Origin of the sequence: Antarctobacter aquimaris, assembly GCF_900184945.1 — a bacterium.
Lineage (GTDB): Bacteria > Pseudomonadota > Alphaproteobacteria > Rhodobacterales > Rhodobacteraceae > Maliponia > Maliponia aquimaris.
On record NZ_FXYF01000016.1, the window covers coordinates 58,054 to 74,180 of the forward strand.

A 16,127-nucleotide genomic window follows, 5' to 3' on the forward strand; every position below is an offset into this window, starting at 1 on the left:
CGCGATATACGCCCGCGCGCGGGCGGGCCAAGGCCCCGGCGCCTACAGCGGCCAGACGATCAGCAGCATCGGCACCGCCACGACGATCACCAGCACCTCGAGCGGCAGGCCGAGGCGCCAGAAATCGCCAAAGCGGTAACCGCCGGGGCCCAGGATGATGGTGTTGTTCTTGTGCCCGATCGGCGTGAGGAAGGCGCAGGAGGCGGCAACCGCCACCGCCATAAGGTAGGTGTCCGGGTTGCCGGAGGTCGCCGCCGCAACCGACAGCGCGACGGGTGCGGCGATCAGCGTGGTCGCCACGTTGTTGAGAAAATCCGACAGGGTCATCGTCACGACCATCAGCACCACCAGCGTGGCCCAGGCCGGGTAGCCCGAGGTCAGAGACACGATCTGCCGCGCCAGCAGGTCGGCGCCGCCGGTCCGTTCAAAGGCTTCGGCCAGCGGGATCAGGCTGGCCAGCAGCACGATGACCTTCCATTCGACCGAGTCGTAGACCTCGCGCCCGTTCACCAGCCCAAGTGCTACAAAGCCCACCACCGCACCGGCCAGCGCCACGCCCAGCGGCATGACGCCCAGCACCGCCAGCAGCACCGCAAAGCCGAAGACGCCGATCGCCGCGCCGGCCTTGTGGCGCTGCACCACCTCGGTGCGGCGGCCCTCGATCGGCAGCACGCCCAGCCAGTCCATCGCCGCCGCGACCCGTTCGGGCGTGCCCAGCAGCAGCAGCACGTCGCCCGCGCGGATGTCGAGCAGGCGCACGCGGTCGCGAAAGCGCCGCCCTTCGCGCGCCACGCCCAGCAGCGTCACCGAGTGCCGCGCCAACAGGCGCAGCCCGTAGGCCGAGCGGCCCTGGATCCGCGCGCCGTCCGGCACGATGGCCTCGGCCAGGGTCAGGCCCTTGCTGGTGACGCCGCCCTCGTGCCGCTCGGAGCCCGCGAATTCCAGCACGGTCTTGCCCATGAACGCCTCGATGGCCTTGGGCTCGCCCTCGACCACCAGGAAATCGCCCTCGGTCAGGGTTTCCCGCCCGGCCAGGCCCGGTCGCCGGCGACCGCCCCGGATCAGGCCGACGATGTTGACATCGGCCTCGCCGGCCTGCGGGTAGAGGTCGTGCACCGCCACCGGCTTGTCCGGGTCCTGCGCGCCGACCCGCAGCTCGGCGACGTAGCGCCCGCGCGCCATGTCGCCGCGCAGGTCCTTCGGCCCCTCGCGGCTCGGCAGCAGGCGCCAGCCGATCAGCGCCACGAAGAGGATCCCCGCGACAGCCACCGCCAGCCCGACCGGCGTGAAGTCGAACATGCCGAAGGGCGCACCCAGCGCGTCGGCGCGGAATTCCGAGATCACGATGTTGGGCGGCGTGCCGATCAGCGTGAGCATGCCGCCGAGGATGGTGGCAAAGGACAGCGGCATCAGGCTCTGCCCGGTCGGGCGCCCCGCCTTGTTCGCGGCCTCGATGTCGAGCGGCATCAGCAGCGCCAGCGCCGCCACGTTGTTGATCGCCGCCGACAGCACCGCCGCCACGCCGGCAATCGCCGCGATGTGCAGCGGCAGCGGCCGGTCCGCGCGGATCAGGCGCGCGGCGATCAGTTCGACCGCGCCGGAGGCCGAGAGACCCCGGCTGACGATCAGCACCAGCGCGATGATCGCGACCGCCGAATGCCCGAACCCCGAGAACATCTCGCCCCCCGGCACCAGCCCCAGGGCGGCGGCGATGACCAGCGCGCCGAAGGCGACGAAGTCATAGCGCAGCCGGCCCCAGACCAGGAGCGCGAAAACCGTGAAAAACAGGGCAAAGACAAGCGTCTGCGGGTCAACCATCCGTTCACCCTAGCAGGCCGGGCCGGCGGCGCAATCCTTGCGCGCGGCGCCGTGGGCGGCATCGGCGGCATCGGCGGCACTGGACCCGCCCGGCGAGGATGCTAGGCTGTTCCGCGCACAACCCGGAGGACAGGACCCATGCAGATCATCTGGCTCGGCCACGGCAGTTTCCGCATCGAGATCGGCGGCGAGGTGTTGCTGATCGACCCATGGATCAACGGCAACCCGATGATGGACGGGCAGGACACCGACGCCGCCATCGCCGGCGCGACGCAGATCCTTGTGACCCACGGCCATTTCGACCACACCGCCGACATTGTCGAGGTGTCGGAAAAGACCGGCGCGCCGGTGTCGGGGATGTACGAACTGGCCGCGCTGTTGCAGGCGCGCGGGGCGAAAGAGGGCCACAGTTTCAACAAGGGCGGCACGGTCACCTTTGGCGGCGCGTCGGTGACCATGGTCCCGGCCTCGCACAGTTCGTCCATGACGGTGGGCGACCGCGCGGTCTATGCCGGCATGGAGACCGGCTTTGTCCTCTCGGGCGAGGGTCACACGATCTACCATTCGGGCGACACCTGCATCATGGCCGACATGGCCTGGATCGGGGCCTATTTCAAACCCGACATCGGCATCCTGTCGGCGGGCGGCTATTACACCATGGACATGAAACAGGCGGCCTGGGCGGCAAAGACCTACTTTGATTTCAAGACCGTGATCCCCGGCCACTACCGGACCTTTCCGGCGCTGGAGCAGACCGCCGAGGCGCTGGCCGACGGGCTGCCCGGCGTGAAGGTGATCGAGCCGCAGGTGTTGCAGCCGATCGCCTTTTGAGCCGTGGAGGGGGGCGCTGCCCCCGTCGCCTGCGGCGCCTCCCCCGGGATATTTGAGGCCAGAAGAAGCCCGGGCCGCGCGCAATGTTTGCGGGCAGTGACATAGGCGGGGGATCAGGGCATCAGCGCGCCCTTGCGGTTGAAGGTCACGCGCTCTGTCGTGAGGTCGTCGTAGACCAGTTCCACCGTCACGGTGTCGATCGCGCCCAGCGGAAAGCTGCGGTAGGGCAGCCCGTCGCCGTCGAGGATTGCGTTGGGGGCATTGGTGTCCTCGTGGCAGGCGGGCAGCGGCCAGGGTTCGGGGTCGGCCCCGTTGATGCCGATGTGCAGCGCGACAAGACCGCAGCGCCAGCTCCAGACATGGGTGACGTAGACCAGATCCTGGCCATCGTATTCGCGCACCGCGATCCAGTTGGCGCGGGTGGCCTCCATGATCGGCTTGATCTCGAGCGCGGTCAGGAAACGCCCCGTGGCGACCTGCTGTTCGGCCGCGTAGGGCAGCGCCGGGGCCGGTTCGGGGTCCGGCTCGGAGCCCGGGGGGGCGTCCTCGGAGGAGGTGAAGGTCCGGGCCTCGGCGGTTTCGGCCGCCGGCGCGGCGCTGGCGGGCGCGGGTGCTTCGTCCAGCTTGGCGGTGGTGCTGCCGGGCATCCCGGAGGCGATGGCAATGATCAGAAGAATGACGTCGAGCATCGGGGCTCCCTGCTGAAAATCCGCTGCGCGACGCGTCTTTCGGCGACGCGCCGGCCCCCCTATAGTGCCGCGACAGGCAGCAAGGGGCAGGATCATCATGGCACGCGAGGACGGCGCGGCTCAAACGGTTAATCTGCTGGTGGTAGCGCAGGCCGGCCGGCTGACCTACGAGGCGGTGCTGTTCGCCGCCTCGCTGAAGGCCCGTGGCGGCGATTGGGTACGCCTGTTCGTGGCCGAACCGGCACCCGGCCCGCTCTGGCCGGACGATCCCGGCATCCGCGACGCGGAGGCGCGCGCGCTGCTGGAGGCGTTGGGGGCCGAGTTCCGCCGCTTTGACAGCCGGCATTTCGGCGCTGCCTACCCTTACGGCAACAAGATCGAGGCGCTGGAAGTGCTGCCCGAGGGCGAGCCTTTCGTCTTTTTCGATACCGACACGCTGATCCTCGACCGTCTCGACGCCGTGCCCTTCGACTTCGACCGGCCCACCGCCTCGATGCGGCGCGAGGGGACCTGGCCCACGGTCGAGCTGTACGGGCCGGGCTACACGCGGACCTGGAAGGCGCTCTATGACCGCTTTGGCCTCGACTTCGACAGCAGCCTGGATCTGCGCTGGCCGGACGAATACTGGCAGCGCTACCTCTATTTCAACGCCGGTTTCTTTTTCTACCGCTGCCCGAAGGTCTTTGGCGACCGCTTCCTGAGCTACGCGCTGACAGTGCGGGACGATCCGCCCGAGGAACTGGTCTGCCAGAGCGTTGATCCCTGGCTGGACCAGGTGGTGCTGCCGCTGGTGATCCACGGGCTGGGCGGCGGGCGCGACACGCTGCCCGAGGGGCTGCTGGACGGGTCGGTCAGCTGCCATTACCGGCTGTTGCCGCTGCTCTATGCCCGCGAGGCCGACCGCGTGGTCGAGGTGCTGGAGGAGGTCGCGGCGCCACATCGGATCAAGAAGGTGCTGAAGGCCTACGATCCTATCAAGCGCATGATCTACCAGGGGCGCGGCCAGAAGGTGCGCGCGCTGTTCGACCGCGACGACCTGCCCCGCAAGGAACAGGCGATCCGCAACCGCATCAAGCGCGAAGGATTCTGGATGCGGTAGGTCCCCCGCGCTGGCGGATTTTTCGAGCATGCGCCGCCGCCCATGATAAGATGGGCGGGCGCTACGGGACGAGGTCGATCATGCCGCAGGAAATCAGGGTGCTGGTGGGCACCACCAAGGGATTGTTTGTGCTGAAATCGGACGCGGGGCGGGAGGACTGGCAGGTCTCCGGGCCGTTCTGCGATGGCTGGGGCATCAACCACGCCATCGGCGACGCGGGGTCGGGCCGGCTCTGGGCCGGGGGCGGCGGCGAGTGGCCGGGCGCCGGTGTCTGGCGGTCCGAAGACGGCGAAAGCTGGACCCTGGCCAAGCTGTCGGACGGCACCGTCGACGAGTGGATCCGCAACGATCCCGAAACCGCCGCCTTTTTCGGATCGGAGCCAAAGCCGCCGGCGGAATTCACCGGGCGGGTGCAGTCGATCTGGTCGCTGGGGCGGGTGGGCAACAAGCTGTACGCCGGGGGCAAGCCGGCGATCCTGTTTGTCAGCGAGGACGAAGGGCAGAGCTGGCAGGTGGTGGAAAGCCTGACGGACCACCCTTCGGCCGACAGCTGGCAGCCGGGGGCGGCGGGGCTGACGCTGCACACCATCGTGTCGAACCCCGCCACGCCGGACCGGATGTGGCTGGGCATCTCGGCGGCGGGGGTCTTTGCCACCGAGGACGGCGGGCAGAGCTGGGAACGGCGCAACCGGCTGTCCAACGCCGAGGCCTGCGGACATGTGCATCACCCGGCGGGGCCGAGGGACGGCGAGACCGGGCATTGCGTGCACAACATGGTGCGCGCGGGGGGCGACGCGGACCTGCTGTACCAGCAGAACCACCACGGCGTCTGGCGGTCGTCCGACGGCGGGCGCAGCTGGGACGACATCTCGGCCGGGTTGCCGTCGACCTTCGGCTTTCCGGTCGCGGTGCATCCCGATGACCCGCGCACGCTGTGGGTGCTGCCGCTGAACGGCGACAGCGCCGGGCGCTACCCGCCCGACGCCAGCGCGGCGGTCTGGCGGTCGCGCGACGGCGGCGACAGCTGGCAGGCCTGCCGCGCGGGGCTGCCGCAGGCGCATTGCTATTTCACCGTGCTGCGGCAGGCCATGGCGGTGGACCGGGCGGCGGCGCCGGGGATCTACTTTGGCACCAACTCCGGCTCGGTCTTTGCCAGCCTTGACGAGGGCGACAGCTGGTCCGAGATCGCGCGGCACCTGCCGACGGTGCTGTGTGTCGAGACAGTGACCGCCGCCTGATCGGGCGCGGCCGAATAGAGGGAGACCAGGACAAGCAACCGATTTTTCAGGACATGTTTCGCGCCTGAACGGGTCGGCGCCGCAGGTGCGGGACTGTTACGGCAACCTGCGCCGGGCGGTTTGCAGCGGCGCGGCGGAGGGCGGGCACGACGGGCTGACCGTCTCGATCCGGTGCGACGACCGCGCGATGATGGCGGCGGCCGACAAGCCCGGCAACCACACCACCCAGATGATGATCTTCAAGGTGGTCGACCTGTTCGACCGCGGTTCTTCAGCCGGGCCCGCGTGCTGGCCGCGAAAGGCAGATGGGAGGGCGCCGGTCCGGTGGCCGGGCTGGCCTGTCCGGTGTGGCGCGGTCTCTCACACGAAAGACGGCACAGGCCGCGAGTCTGCGGGCAGCCCACGCACGGGCCAGAGTGCCCCCGCAGCGCGCCCGAAACGCGAGGGTCCGGCGCAAGGCCGGGACGGGGCCGACACATCGGGGCATGCGCGCGCCCCTCGACACCTGCGCAAAGCCGAATGTCTGAGCCGGGCGCGGCTTTTCCGCCTGCCGCCCCTAGCCGCCCCTGCGGCAATCGCCTAATCCTAGGCGCGACCAACTCGCAGGGAGACCCCAAGATGACCCAGGAAGAGCCCACCTACGGCTTTGACACCCTCCAGATCCACGCCGGCGCGCGGCCCGATCCGGCCACCGGCGCGCGGCAGGTGCCGATCTACCAGACCACCGCCTATGTGTTCCGCGACAGCGAGCACGCCGCCGCGCTCTTCAACCTCCAGGAAGTGGGCTACATCTATTCGCGCCTGACCAACCCGACCGTCTCTGCCCTGCAGGAACGCGTCGCGGTGCTGGAAGGCGGCGCCGGTGCGGTCTGCTGTTCGTCGGGTCACGCGGCGCAGATCATGGCGCTGTTCCCGCTGATGGCGCCGGGGCGCAACGTGGTGGTCTCGACCCGGCTCTATGGCGGGTCGGTCACGCAGTTCAGCCACACAATCAAGCGCTTTGGCTGGTCGGCAAAGTTCGTCGATTTCGACGACCTCGACGCCGTGGCCGCCGCCATCGACGACGACACCCGCGCGGTGTTCTGCGAATCCATCGCCAACCCGGGCGGCTACATCACCGATCTGGACGCGATTTCGGCCATCACCGACAAGGCTGGCCTGCCGCTGATCGTCGACAACACCTCGGCCTCGCCCTACCTGTGCCGCCCGATCGAACATGGCGCGACGCTGGTCGTGCATTCGATGACCAAGTACCTGACCGGCAACGGCACCGTGACCGGCGGCGTTGTGGTCGACTCGGGGCGTTTCGACTGGTCGGCCTCGGACAAGTTCCCTTCGCTCTCGGCGCCGGAACCGGCCTACCACGGGCTGAAGTTCCACGAGACATTCGGCCCGCTGGCCTTCACCTTCCACGGCATCGCGGTGGGTCTGCGCGACCTCGGCATGACGCTGAACCCGCAGGCGGCGCATTACACGCTGATGGGGATCGAGACGCTGTCGCTGCGGATGGCGCGGCACGTCGAGAACGCCGAGAAGATCGCCGCCTGGCTGCTGACCCACGACGCGGTGGACGGCGTGACCTATGCCGGCCTGCCCTCCTCGCCCTACAAGGAACGCGCGGCGCGGATCTGTCCCAAGGGCGCAGGCGGGTTGTTCACCGTGGCGCTGAAAGGCGGCTATGAGGCCTGCGTGCGCTTTGTCGACTCGCTGGAGATCTTCAGCCATGTGGCCAACCTGGGCGACACCCGCAGCCTGGTGATCCACTCGGCCTCGACCACGCACCGCCAGCTGACGACCGAACAGCAGGTGGCGGCGGGGGCCGCGCCGAACGTGGTGCGCATCTCGATCGGCATCGAGGACGCCAACGACCTGATCGCCGACCTGAACCAGGCGCTGAACAAGGCCGGATCGTAAGGACAGGCAGGCCGGGCACTGGCCCGGCCTGCCCCCTTGGGCTGTCGCCGATCTCAGTCGGCGATGGCAAAGACCATCGTGACCTCGGCCCGCACTTCGAGTTCGCCGGCGGCGACGGGGACATCGCGGCCCGCTTCGGCCGCGCCCATGACCACCACAGGCTCGGCCCCGACGATCGAGGGCACCAGCGGTTCGGCCGTGTCGCGCAGCGATACGACAGGGCCCAGCGTGACACCGGCCGCCCCGGCGTACAGTTCGGCGCGGGTCCTGGCGTCGGCCACCGCGCGGCGGCGTGCCTCGTCCTCGACCGCGCGCGGCTCTTGCAGGCCAAAGGACAGGTCCTGCAACTGGTTCGCCCCATCGTCCAGCACCGCCGAGAGCAGCGGGCCGATCCCGTCGAGATCGCGCACCCGCACCGTGACGGTATTTGTCGCGAAATAGCCGATGAAGACGTCCTCGTTGCGCTCGTTGTCCCAACGGCTCTGTTCATTGACGCGCAACTGCGTGGTCTGGATGTCGCGCATCTCGATCCCCAGTCCGGCGAGTCGCGCAAGAACCGCGTCGACCGCGACGGAGGTCGCGTTCATCGCCTCGGTCGCGGTGGCACCCCGTCCCGTCGCCCCCAGCGAGATCGTCGCCATGTCGGGAACGGCGGCAACACGGGCCTCGCCGGAGACGGTGAGCGTCCCCTCGGCATGGGCCGTCAGCGGCAGGGCCAGCGCGGCGGCCAGCAGGATGGTGACTATTCGCATCAAACACCTCAAAAAATGTGGGGACGTGGAACGACTGTCTCGCCGGTGGCCGGAATCGGCAAGGGCAGACGCGGGGGGTTTCTTTAATTCGGCAATAAGTTGCCTTATATAATTGAGGAACTGCGTAAGGACTCCCGCAGCCATGGTTGCACTGGTAAGAACCGCCTCATGACACCGAATTTCGCGCTCTCGCTCTCTTTCGAAGGCATCACGCTGCTGCGCCGCATGGGGGCCCGCTGGGCCCGCATCGAAGAAGTGCCGCTGGACCATCCCGACCTCGACTCGGCGGTGCGCGCGCTGCGTGACCGGGCCGAGGCGCTGGATCCCTCCGGCGCGCAGGTGGCGCTGATCATCCCGAACGAGCAGATCCGCTATCTCGACCAGCCCGACCTGGGCGGCGATCCGGCCACCCGCGAGGTGGCGATCCGTGCCGCGCTGGACGGGGCGACGCCCTACGCCGTACGCGAACTGAAGTTCGACCACGTGGTCAGCGGCGGGCGGCTGATGGTTGCGGCGGTGGCGCATCTGACGCTGGAAGAGGCGCGGGTCTTTGCCATCGAGCATGGCTTTCAGCCGGTCTGTTTCCTGGCGCAGGCGCCGGACGGCGCCTTTGACGGCGCGGTGTTCTTCGGCAAGGCCAAGGGATGGCCGCGCGCCGTTGCGCGCCCTGCCCGCCCGCTCGAGATCGTGGAGGCTGACAAGGCGGCGCTGACGCCGCTGCCCCCGCCCGAGGCTCCCGAGAAGGCCGAGGCCGAAGACCTGCCAGAGGCGGCGCCGGCTGCCGAACCGGCCCCCGCCGCGAGCGCCGCGCCCAAGGCGCCCCCGGCCGCAGCGGCCCCCGAGGCACGGCCCCCGGCCCCACCGCAGCCCCCGGCAGCGCGTGCCGAACCGAAGGTCGCCGCCCCTGCCCTGCCCGGGGCGGAGCGCGGTTCTGCGACGCCCGGCCCGGCCCGCCCCGCACCGGCGGTCACCGCGCGCCCCGCCACCACTCCCCCGCCGGCCGCGCCCCTGGCGGCACAACCCGCCGCCCCGCGGAGCGCACCGCCGGTGGCGCCGGTCACACGGCCCGCGCAGCTGCCGCCGAAACCGGCCCCCCAGGCGACACCGCGCCCGGCCGCAGACCTGCCGGCCGAACCTGCGGTCACCTTCTCGACCCGGCGCGCCGGCCTTGGCCCCGCCCCGGTGCCGGGGGATGCCCTGTCCGCGCCCGCACCGACCGCTCAGCTGAAACCGCGCTTCACGCCGGTGCCGCAAGCCGGTGAGGCCCAAGCGCCCGAGGCCCCCGCGCCGGTGGCCCGGACCCCGGAGGCCCCCGCCGTCGCGCGCAAGGCAGAGCCCGCCGCAGTGCCCGCGCCCACCGCCGAGCCGGTCGCGAAGCGGGGATTCTTTGCCAAGTCGGCGGCTTCGGCGCTGCTGGAACAGGCCGCCGCCGCGGTGGACGCGACCGAGCGCGCCCAGACCGCCGAGGCGCCGAAACCGCGCAAGCTGGCCCTGCCCAAGCGCAAGGCCGCGCCGCCCAAGCCTCCCGGCCGGCCACTGGGCAAACCCGCGCTGCCGCGGGTTCCGCCGCTCGCCGCGCCGGGCGAAGAGCCGCTGTCCCAGCCGCCGGTCGCCGTGGCGCGCCATACCCACCCGCGCGAAAAGGTGCCTGTCGGCAAACCGAACCCGCTGGCCCGGCTTGCCGCGCTGCGCAGCGCGGGCGCCCCGGCGCTGCCCGCCGGTCTGGCCACCGCGGGTGGCCCGGCCATGTCAGGCCCAGGGGCCGCCCCCGGAAAACTGTTCAACTCCTCGACCGAACGCGAACAGATGACCGTGTTCGGCGCGCGCGCCCGTGGCCCCGTGGGCGGCAAGCCGCGCTTCCTGGGCCTGATCCTGACCGCGCTCCTGCTGCTGTTCCTGGCCGGCGTCGCGGCCTGGGCCTCGGTCTTTCTCGAGGACGGGCTGGCGCGGCTGTTCCGCGGCAACGACCGGGCCGAACCCACCGTCGCGGCCCTGCCTGACCCGGGCGACGCCCCGGCTGCGCCCGCCGACGCGGTGATCCTCGAATCCGCCTCGCCGGAGGCCCCGCCCGCCCCCGACGCTGCCGACAGCGGCGAGGCCCCCGACGTACAGCTGGCCGCCTTCGACACGGCGGTCGAGACCCCGGCCGAACCGCTGGCCGTGCCGGTGGTGCCGCGCGCCCTGACCTCCGAAGAAGCCGCGGCGAGCTACGCGGCCTCCGGTGTCTGGCAGCGCGCGCCGGTGTCGCCGCTGACCCCGCCCGAAGACGACGTGGACGATATCTACGTGGCCTCCATCGACCCGGACATCCAGATGTTCGACGCGGTCGCCCTGCCCGATGCCAGGCTGCTGGAGCGCGAGCCCGGCTTCGCCGATCCCGGGCTGCCGCCACCGGCCGGGCTGACCTTCGATTTCGATGAGCGTGACCTGGTGCGCGCAACGCCCGAAGGCGCGCTGACACCGGACGGGTTGCGCGTCTTCACCGGCCGCCCGCCGGCGGTCCCGCCGCTGCGCAACAGCGACGATTCGCGTGCGCCGATCACCGACACCGCGCCCAGCGTGGCGGTCGCGCAACCGGACGCGATCCCGCGTATCCGCCCGGAGGCCCGCCCCTCGGACGTGATCGAACAGCGCGAGCGCGTGCAGCTTGGCGGCATCTCGCGCGCCGAACTGGCCCGCATCCGCCCGCAGATGCGCCCGCAGACCGAACAGGAGCAGGCCCAGATCGCCGCGCCCGAGGCCACCGAGCTTGCGGTAGACCGCTCGCTGATCCCGGTGAGCCGCCCGCGCAACATGGCCGCGATTGTCGACCAGGCCGAGGTCAACCCGGACCCGGTGCCCGTGCAGACCGCCGCCGTCGCCCCGCGTACGGTCGAGCCGACGCTGCCCTCCAGCGCCAGCGTCGCCCGCTCGGCCACGATCAACAACGCCATCAACCTCAACAAGATCAACCTGATCGGGGTGTACGGCACGGCCGACAACCGGCGCGCGCTGGTCCGGCTGGCCAGCGGCAAGTACCAGAAGGTCAAGGTCGGCGATTCCCTGGATGGCGGCCGCGTGTCGGCCATCGGCGAGGATGAATTGCGCTACCAGAAAAGCGGCCGCGACCTGGTGCTGAAAATGCCGCGCACCTGACACGCCGCACGGGCTTCGCACGACGCAAAAGACCCTGCCAGCAGCCCTGGCAGGGTCTTGCGTTTCAGGTCAGGCGTGACCCTTCAAGCGACGTCGCCCAGTTCTCCGTTCTCGATCTGCTCGCGCTCGATCGACTCGAAGAGCGCCTTGAAGTTGCCCTCGCCAAAGCCGTCGTCGCCCTTGCGCTGGATGAACTCGAAAAAGATCGGCCCGATCACGGTCTTGGAGAAGATTTGCAACAGGATGCGCGTCTCGCCGCCATCCACCACGCCTTCGCCGTCGATCAGGATGCCGTGTTTCTTCATCCGGTCGACGGGCTCTTGATGGCCTGTCACCCGGTCAAAGGAGAGGTCGTAATAGGCATCCGGCGGACCCGGAATGAAGTGCAGACCGTTGGCGGCGATGGCGTCGGTCGCGGCGTAGATGTCGTGCGCGCCCACGGCGATGTGCTGGATGCCCTCGCCCTTGTATTTTTTCAGGTAGGCGACGATCTGGCCCTTTTCCCCGCGGTCCTCGTTGATCGGGATGCGGATGCGGCCGCAGGGTGAGGTCAGCGCGCGGCTGAACAGGCCCGAGAACTTGCCCTCGATGTCGAAAAAGCGGATCTCGCGAAAGTTGAAGAGGTTGCCGTAAAAGCGGAACCACTTGTCCATGTTGCCCTTGAAGACATTGTGGGTCAGGTGGTCGAGGTAATGAAAGCCCACGCCACGCGGTTTGGACTGGTCGATCCAGTCGAACTCGGCATTGTAGGGCGAGGTGTCGTAGTACTGGTCGGTAAAGTAGATCAGCGACCCGCCGATGCCCTTGATCGCGGGCCAGTCGACGGTCTTGCCCGGGCCCTCGTAGGGCTCGGCGCCCCTGGCGATGGCGTGCTGGTAGGCGTGCTGGGCATCCACCACGCGCCAGGCCATCGAAGGGGCGCAAGGACCGTGTTCCTTGACAAAGCGGGCGGCAAAGCTGCCCGGCTCGGCGTTCAGCACGTAAGTGATGTCGCCCTGCTGCCAAAGCTCGATGTGCTTGGTGCGGTGGTTGGCGACGTGGGCATAGCCCATCATGGTGAAGAGGTCGCGCAGCTCCTGCGGGTTGGGATGCGCGAACTCGACGAACTCGAATCCGTCGGTGCCGGCGGGGTTCTCTGCGGTGATCGTGGCCTGCGGGGCGTCATGCGGGAAAGGTCCCATGGCGGCTCCTCCTGTTTGCGCGGTCTGTGTCCTGATGCGCAGCATACAGCACCGACAACGCGGCAATTGCGCGTCCTCGGCCCGTGTGCGAAAGTGGATGCAAGATTTCCGCAGAAAAACGGCGCATCATGCAGGACTCCCGCACTCAGATCGACTCGGCCGATGCCGCGCTGCTGGAGGCGCTGCAACGCGACGGCCAGGCCACGGCGCAGGACCTGGGTACGGCGCTGAACCTGTCACCCAGCCAGGCCGGGCGCCGCCGCCAGCGGCTCGAAGAAAGCGGCGTGATCAAGGGTTACCGCGCCCAGCTTGACCCCGAACAGCTGGGCCTCGACGTTCAGGCCTTTGTCCAGGTGCAACTGGCGCGCCACGGCGCGCAGGAAGGCGCGGAGTTTACCCGCCTGCTGCGCATCCGGCCCGAAATCGTCTCGGCCTGGACGATGACAGGTGAGGCGGATTACCTCCTGCGCGTCTACTGCCCTGACCTGCGCGCGCTCAACAGGCTGATCCACGAGGTGCTGCTGGCCCATCCCGTGGTGTCCCGGGTGCACAGCCAGATCGTGATGGACCAGCCCAAGGCCGACGCGCCGCTGCCGATCAGGTAAGGGGGCGCTGCCCCCTTACGCGATGGAGGTCCCGTCGCAGGTCGATTGCCGCTCTGTTCCACCAGCCGCGCGCGTCGGCGTTGCACCCAGAATGGCACGGTGTGGGCTGGTGATCTTTTGCTGCGCAAAAGACACCCTTGCCCACCAGCCGCGCGCGTCGGGGCGCGCGAGTACCTGCTGCACCCAGAATGGCACGGTGTGGGCTGGTGATCTTTTGCTGCGCAAAAGACACCCTTGCCCACCAGCCGCGCGCGTCGGGGCGCGCGAGTACCTGCTGCACCCAGAATGGCACGGTGTGGGCTGGTGATCTTTTGCTGCGCAAAAGACACCCTTGCCCACCAGCCGCGCGCGTCGGGGCGCGCGAGTACCTGCTGCACCCAGAATGGCACGGTGTGGGCTGGTGATCTTTTGCTGCGCAAAAGACACCCTTGCCCACCAGCCGCGCGCGTCGGGGCGCGCGCGGCTAGAAAGGCACGTCGTCGGCGGTGTGGATGAAACGGGCGACGACCTTCTTTGTGCCCGCCTTCTCGAAAGCGATCTCGAGCTTGTCGCCCTCGACCCCGACGATGTTGCCGTAACCGAATTTCTGGTGGAACACACGGTCGCCCACCGTATGCGCCGACACGGCCTCGAGGTCGATCACCTGTGTGCGGCTTTCGCGCGGCTGGCTGATCGGACGTTCGCCGGCGCGGGATTGCAGGCGTTTCCAGCCCGGGGAATTGTAGACATTGGCCTCGGCCGCGCGGGTTTCCAGCGTGGATTTCACCCCGCCCACGCCACCGGGAGCCGCAGCGCCATAGCCGCCGCCGTAGAGGCCCGGGGGTGTCAGCACCTCGACGTGGTCCTCGGGCAGTTCGTCGACAAAGCGCGAGGGCATCTGCGATTGCCACTGGCCAAAGACACGGCGGTTGCCGGCAAAGGAGATCGTGCAGACCTCCTCGGCGCGGGTGATGCCGACATAGGCCAGCCGCCGCTCCTCCTCCAGCCCCTTGACGCCGTTCTCGTCCATCGAGCGTTGCGACGGGAACAGCCCGTCTTCCCAGCCGGGCAGGAAGACCGCCGGAAACTCCAGCCCCTTGGCCGCGTGCAGCGTCATGATCGAGACCTTGGCGCCCTCGGCATCGGATTCGTTGTCCATGACCAGCGCGACATGCTCCAGGAAACCCTGGAGGTTCTCGAAGTTTTCCAGCGCCTTGACCAGTTCCTTGAGGTTCTCCAGCCGGCCCGGCGCCTCGGGCGTCTTGTCGTTCTGCCACATCTCGGTGTAGCCGCTCTCGTCGAGGATGATCTCGGCCAGTTCCATGTGGCTGACCTCCTTGTCCCCGGTCATGCGGCCCCAGCGGGCCAGGCCGACAATCAGTTCGGCCAGGGCCTTGGCGCCCTTGCCCTTGATCGCCCCCTGTTCGACCGCCAGCGCCGCGCCGTCCAGCAGGCTCACGCCATTGTCGCGGGCGATCTTCTGGATGGTCTGCTGCGCCTTGTCGCCGAGGCCGCGCTTGGGCGTGTTGACGATCCGCTCGAAGGCGAGGTCGTCGGCGGGCGAGACCACGAGGCGGAAGTAGGCCATGGCATCGCGGATCTCCATCCGCTCGTAGAAGCGCGGGCCACCGATCACCCGGTAGGGCAGTCCGATGGTCAGGAAACGGTCCTCGAAGGCGCGCATCTGGTGCGAGGCGCGTACCAGGATCGCCATTTCATCGAGGCTGAACGGCCGCATCCGACGGGTGCCGGACTGCATGGCCTCGATCTCCTCGCCGATCCAGCGCGCCTCTTCCTCGCCGTCCCAGTGGCCGATCAGGCGGACCTTCTCGCCCTCCTCGGCCTCGGTCCACAGCTCCTTGCCCAGGCGGCCGGTGTTGCCGCGGATCACGCCCGAGGCGGCGGCGAGGATATGCGGGGTCGAGCGGTAATTCTGTTCCAGCCGCACCACATGCGCGCCGGGGAAATCCTTTTCGAAGCGCAGGATGTTGCCCACCTCGGCACCACGCCAGCCGTAGATAGACTGGTCGTCGTCACCGACGCAGCAGATGTTCTTGTGCGTCGAGGCCAGCAGGCGCAGCCAGAGGTACTGCGCCACGTTGGTATCCTGGTACTCGTCCACCAGGATGTAGCGGAACCAGCGCTGGTACTGCTCCAGGATGTCCGGATGCTTCTGGAAGATCGTCACCACATGCAGCAGCAGGTCGCCGAAATCGGCGGCGTTCAGCTCCTTCAGGCGTTCCTGGTACTGGGCGTAGAGCTCGACTCCGCGGTGGTTGTAGGCGCCACCGTCCGCGGCGGGCACCCGGTCGGGTGTCAGGGCGCGGTTCTTCCAGCCGTCGATGATCGAGGCCAGCTGACGTGCCGGCCAGCGCTTGTCGTCGATGCCCGAGGCCTGCACCAGCTGCTTGAGCAGGCGCAGCTGGTCGTCGGTGTCGAGGATGGTGAAGTTCGACTTCAGCCCCACAAGCTCGGCATGGCGGCGCAACAGCTTGACGCAGATCGAATGGAAGGTGCCCAGCCAGGGCATCCCCTCGACCGTCTGGCCCAGCATGCCGGAGATTCGCGATTTCATCTCGCGCGCGGCCTTGTTGGTGAAGGTCACGGCGAGGATCTCGTTCGGCCTCGCGCGCCCGGTGGTCAACAGGTGCACGACGCGGGCGGTCAGCGCCTTGGTCTTGCCGGTGCCGGCCCCGGCCAGCATCAGCACGGGGCCGTCCAGCGTCTCGACCGCCTGGCGCTGGGCCGGGTTCAACCCGTCGAGATAGGGCGCGGGACGGGCGGCCATGGCGCGCGCCGACAGCGAGGACGCCTCGAAGGCGTCGAATTCATCGAAACTGCTCATGACGCCAATCTAGCGTCATCCGCGCCGCAGGAAAAGACGTG

General features: G+C 69.1%; 12 protein-coding genes. 6 read left to right on the forward strand and 6 right to left on the reverse strand.

Annotated features, from left to right (window positions below):
- Window positions 1-42 precede the first annotated feature (42 nt).
- Window positions 43-1,818 (reverse strand): SLC13 family permease, encoded by a 1,776-nt coding sequence (locus MAA8898_RS21405; RefSeq protein WP_094023075.1) that lies wholly within the window; start codon window positions 1,816-1,818, stop codon window positions 43-45.
- A 138-nt stretch (window positions 1,819-1,956) separates the two neighbouring features.
- On the opposite strand from MAA8898_RS21405, the gene MAA8898_RS21410 reads away from it, so the two are divergent.
- Window positions 1,957-2,649 (forward strand): metal-dependent hydrolase, encoded by a 693-nt coding sequence (locus tag MAA8898_RS21410; protein ID WP_094023076.1) that lies wholly within the window; start codon window positions 1,957-1,959, stop codon window positions 2,647-2,649.
- Window positions 2,650-2,762: 113 nt separating this feature from the next.
- On the opposite strand, the gene MAA8898_RS21415 is transcribed toward MAA8898_RS21410, so the two are convergent.
- Window positions 2,763-3,338, reverse strand: coding sequence for a hypothetical protein (locus MAA8898_RS21415; protein ID WP_094023077.1), 576 nt, complete (start codon window positions 3,336-3,338; stop codon window positions 2,763-2,765).
- 97 nt (window positions 3,339-3,435) lie between these two features.
- Here MAA8898_RS21415 and MAA8898_RS21420 point away from each other — a divergent pair, with 97 nt between their 5' ends.
- The gene (locus MAA8898_RS21420; RefSeq protein WP_094023078.1) at window positions 3,436-4,437 is read left to right on the forward strand and encodes a GT-B fold glycosyltransferase domain-containing protein; all 1,002 of its coding nucleotides are present in this window, start codon (window positions 3,436-3,438) and stop codon (window positions 4,435-4,437) included.
- 80 nt (window positions 4,438-4,517) lie between these two features.
- Complete coding sequence (locus MAA8898_RS21425; protein ID WP_094023114.1) at window positions 4,518-5,675, forward strand: WD40/YVTN/BNR-like repeat-containing protein; 1,158 nt, start codon at window positions 4,518-4,520, stop codon at window positions 5,673-5,675.
- A 96-nt stretch (window positions 5,676-5,771) separates the two neighbouring features.
- On the opposite strand, the gene MAA8898_RS26430 is transcribed toward MAA8898_RS21425, so the two are convergent.
- A complete protein-coding gene (locus MAA8898_RS26430; protein ID WP_176445269.1) occupies window positions 5,772-5,918 on the reverse strand; it encodes a hypothetical protein in 147 nt (48 codons plus the stop codon).
- A 375-nt stretch (window positions 5,919-6,293) separates the two neighbouring features.
- Between MAA8898_RS26430 and MAA8898_RS21430 the strand changes: the two genes are divergently transcribed.
- Entirely contained in the window at window positions 6,294-7,589 is a 1,296-nt protein-coding gene (locus tag MAA8898_RS21430; protein WP_094023079.1) for an O-acetylhomoserine aminocarboxypropyltransferase/cysteine synthase family protein, read from the forward strand.
- A 53-nt stretch (window positions 7,590-7,642) separates the two neighbouring features.
- Here the strand turns inward: MAA8898_RS21430 and MAA8898_RS21435 are convergent, their stop codons facing one another.
- Window positions 7,643-8,341, reverse strand: coding sequence for an SIMPL domain-containing protein (locus tag MAA8898_RS21435; RefSeq protein ID WP_094023080.1), 699 nt, complete (start codon window positions 8,339-8,341; stop codon window positions 7,643-7,645).
- Between the two features lie 168 nt (window positions 8,342-8,509).
- Between MAA8898_RS21435 and MAA8898_RS21440 the strand changes: the two genes are divergently transcribed.
- The gene (locus tag MAA8898_RS21440) at window positions 8,510-11,476 is read left to right on the forward strand and encodes a hypothetical protein (protein ID WP_094023081.1); all 2,967 of its coding nucleotides are present in this window, start codon (window positions 8,510-8,512) and stop codon (window positions 11,474-11,476) included.
- An 83-nt stretch (window positions 11,477-11,559) separates the two neighbouring features.
- Here MAA8898_RS21440 and hppD read toward each other — a convergent pair whose 3' ends face one another.
- Complete coding sequence (hppD, locus tag MAA8898_RS21445) at window positions 11,560-12,657, reverse strand: 4-hydroxyphenylpyruvate dioxygenase (RefSeq protein WP_094023082.1); 1,098 nt, start codon at window positions 12,655-12,657, stop codon at window positions 11,560-11,562.
- 128 nt (window positions 12,658-12,785) lie between these two features.
- Between hppD and MAA8898_RS21450 the strand changes: the two genes are divergently transcribed.
- Window positions 12,786-13,262: an Lrp/AsnC family transcriptional regulator gene (locus tag MAA8898_RS21450; RefSeq protein ID WP_094023083.1), complete on the forward strand. Its 477-nt coding sequence runs from the start codon at window positions 12,786-12,788 to the stop codon at window positions 13,260-13,262.
- Between the two features lie 463 nt (window positions 13,263-13,725).
- Here the strand turns inward: MAA8898_RS21450 and MAA8898_RS21455 are convergent, their stop codons facing one another.
- The gene (locus MAA8898_RS21455; protein WP_094023084.1) at window positions 13,726-16,086 is read right to left on the reverse strand and encodes an ATP-dependent helicase; all 2,361 of its coding nucleotides are present in this window, start codon (window positions 16,084-16,086) and stop codon (window positions 13,726-13,728) included.
- Window positions 16,087-16,127: the final 41 nt, after the last annotated feature.

Excerpts from the sequence above, each read along its gene's own strand:
- MAA8898_RS21430 (WP_094023079.1), top strand. The coding sequence starts at position 6,294 with ATGACCCAGGAAGAGCCCACCTACGGCTTTGACACCCTCCAGATCCAC.
- MAA8898_RS21455 (WP_094023084.1), bottom strand. The coding sequence starts at position 16,086 with ATGAGCAGTTTCGATGAATTCGACGCCTTCGAGGCGTCCTCGCTGTCG.
- MAA8898_RS21405 (WP_094023075.1), bottom strand. The coding sequence starts at position 1,818 with ATGGTTGACCCGCAGACGCTTGTCTTTGCCCTGTTTTTCACGGTTTTC.
- MAA8898_RS21420 (WP_094023078.1), top strand. The coding sequence starts at position 3,436 with ATGGCACGCGAGGACGGCGCGGCTCAAACGGTTAATCTGCTGGTGGTA.
- MAA8898_RS21415 (WP_094023077.1), bottom strand. The coding sequence starts at position 3,338 with ATGCTCGACGTCATTCTTCTGATCATTGCCATCGCCTCCGGGATGCCC.
- MAA8898_RS21425 (WP_094023114.1), top strand. The coding sequence starts at position 4,518 with ATGCCGCAGGAAATCAGGGTGCTGGTGGGCACCACCAAGGGATTGTTT.
- MAA8898_RS21410 (WP_094023076.1), top strand. The coding sequence starts at position 1,957 with ATGCAGATCATCTGGCTCGGCCACGGCAGTTTCCGCATCGAGATCGGC.
- MAA8898_RS21440 (WP_094023081.1), top strand. The coding sequence starts at position 8,510 with ATGACACCGAATTTCGCGCTCTCGCTCTCTTTCGAAGGCATCACGCTG.
- MAA8898_RS21450 (WP_094023083.1), top strand. The coding sequence starts at position 12,786 with ATGCAGGACTCCCGCACTCAGATCGACTCGGCCGATGCCGCGCTGCTG.
- MAA8898_RS21435 (WP_094023080.1), bottom strand. The coding sequence starts at position 8,341 with ATGCGAATAGTCACCATCCTGCTGGCCGCCGCGCTGGCCCTGCCGCTG.
- hppD (WP_094023082.1), bottom strand. The coding sequence starts at position 12,657 with ATGGGACCTTTCCCGCATGACGCCCCGCAGGCCACGATCACCGCAGAG.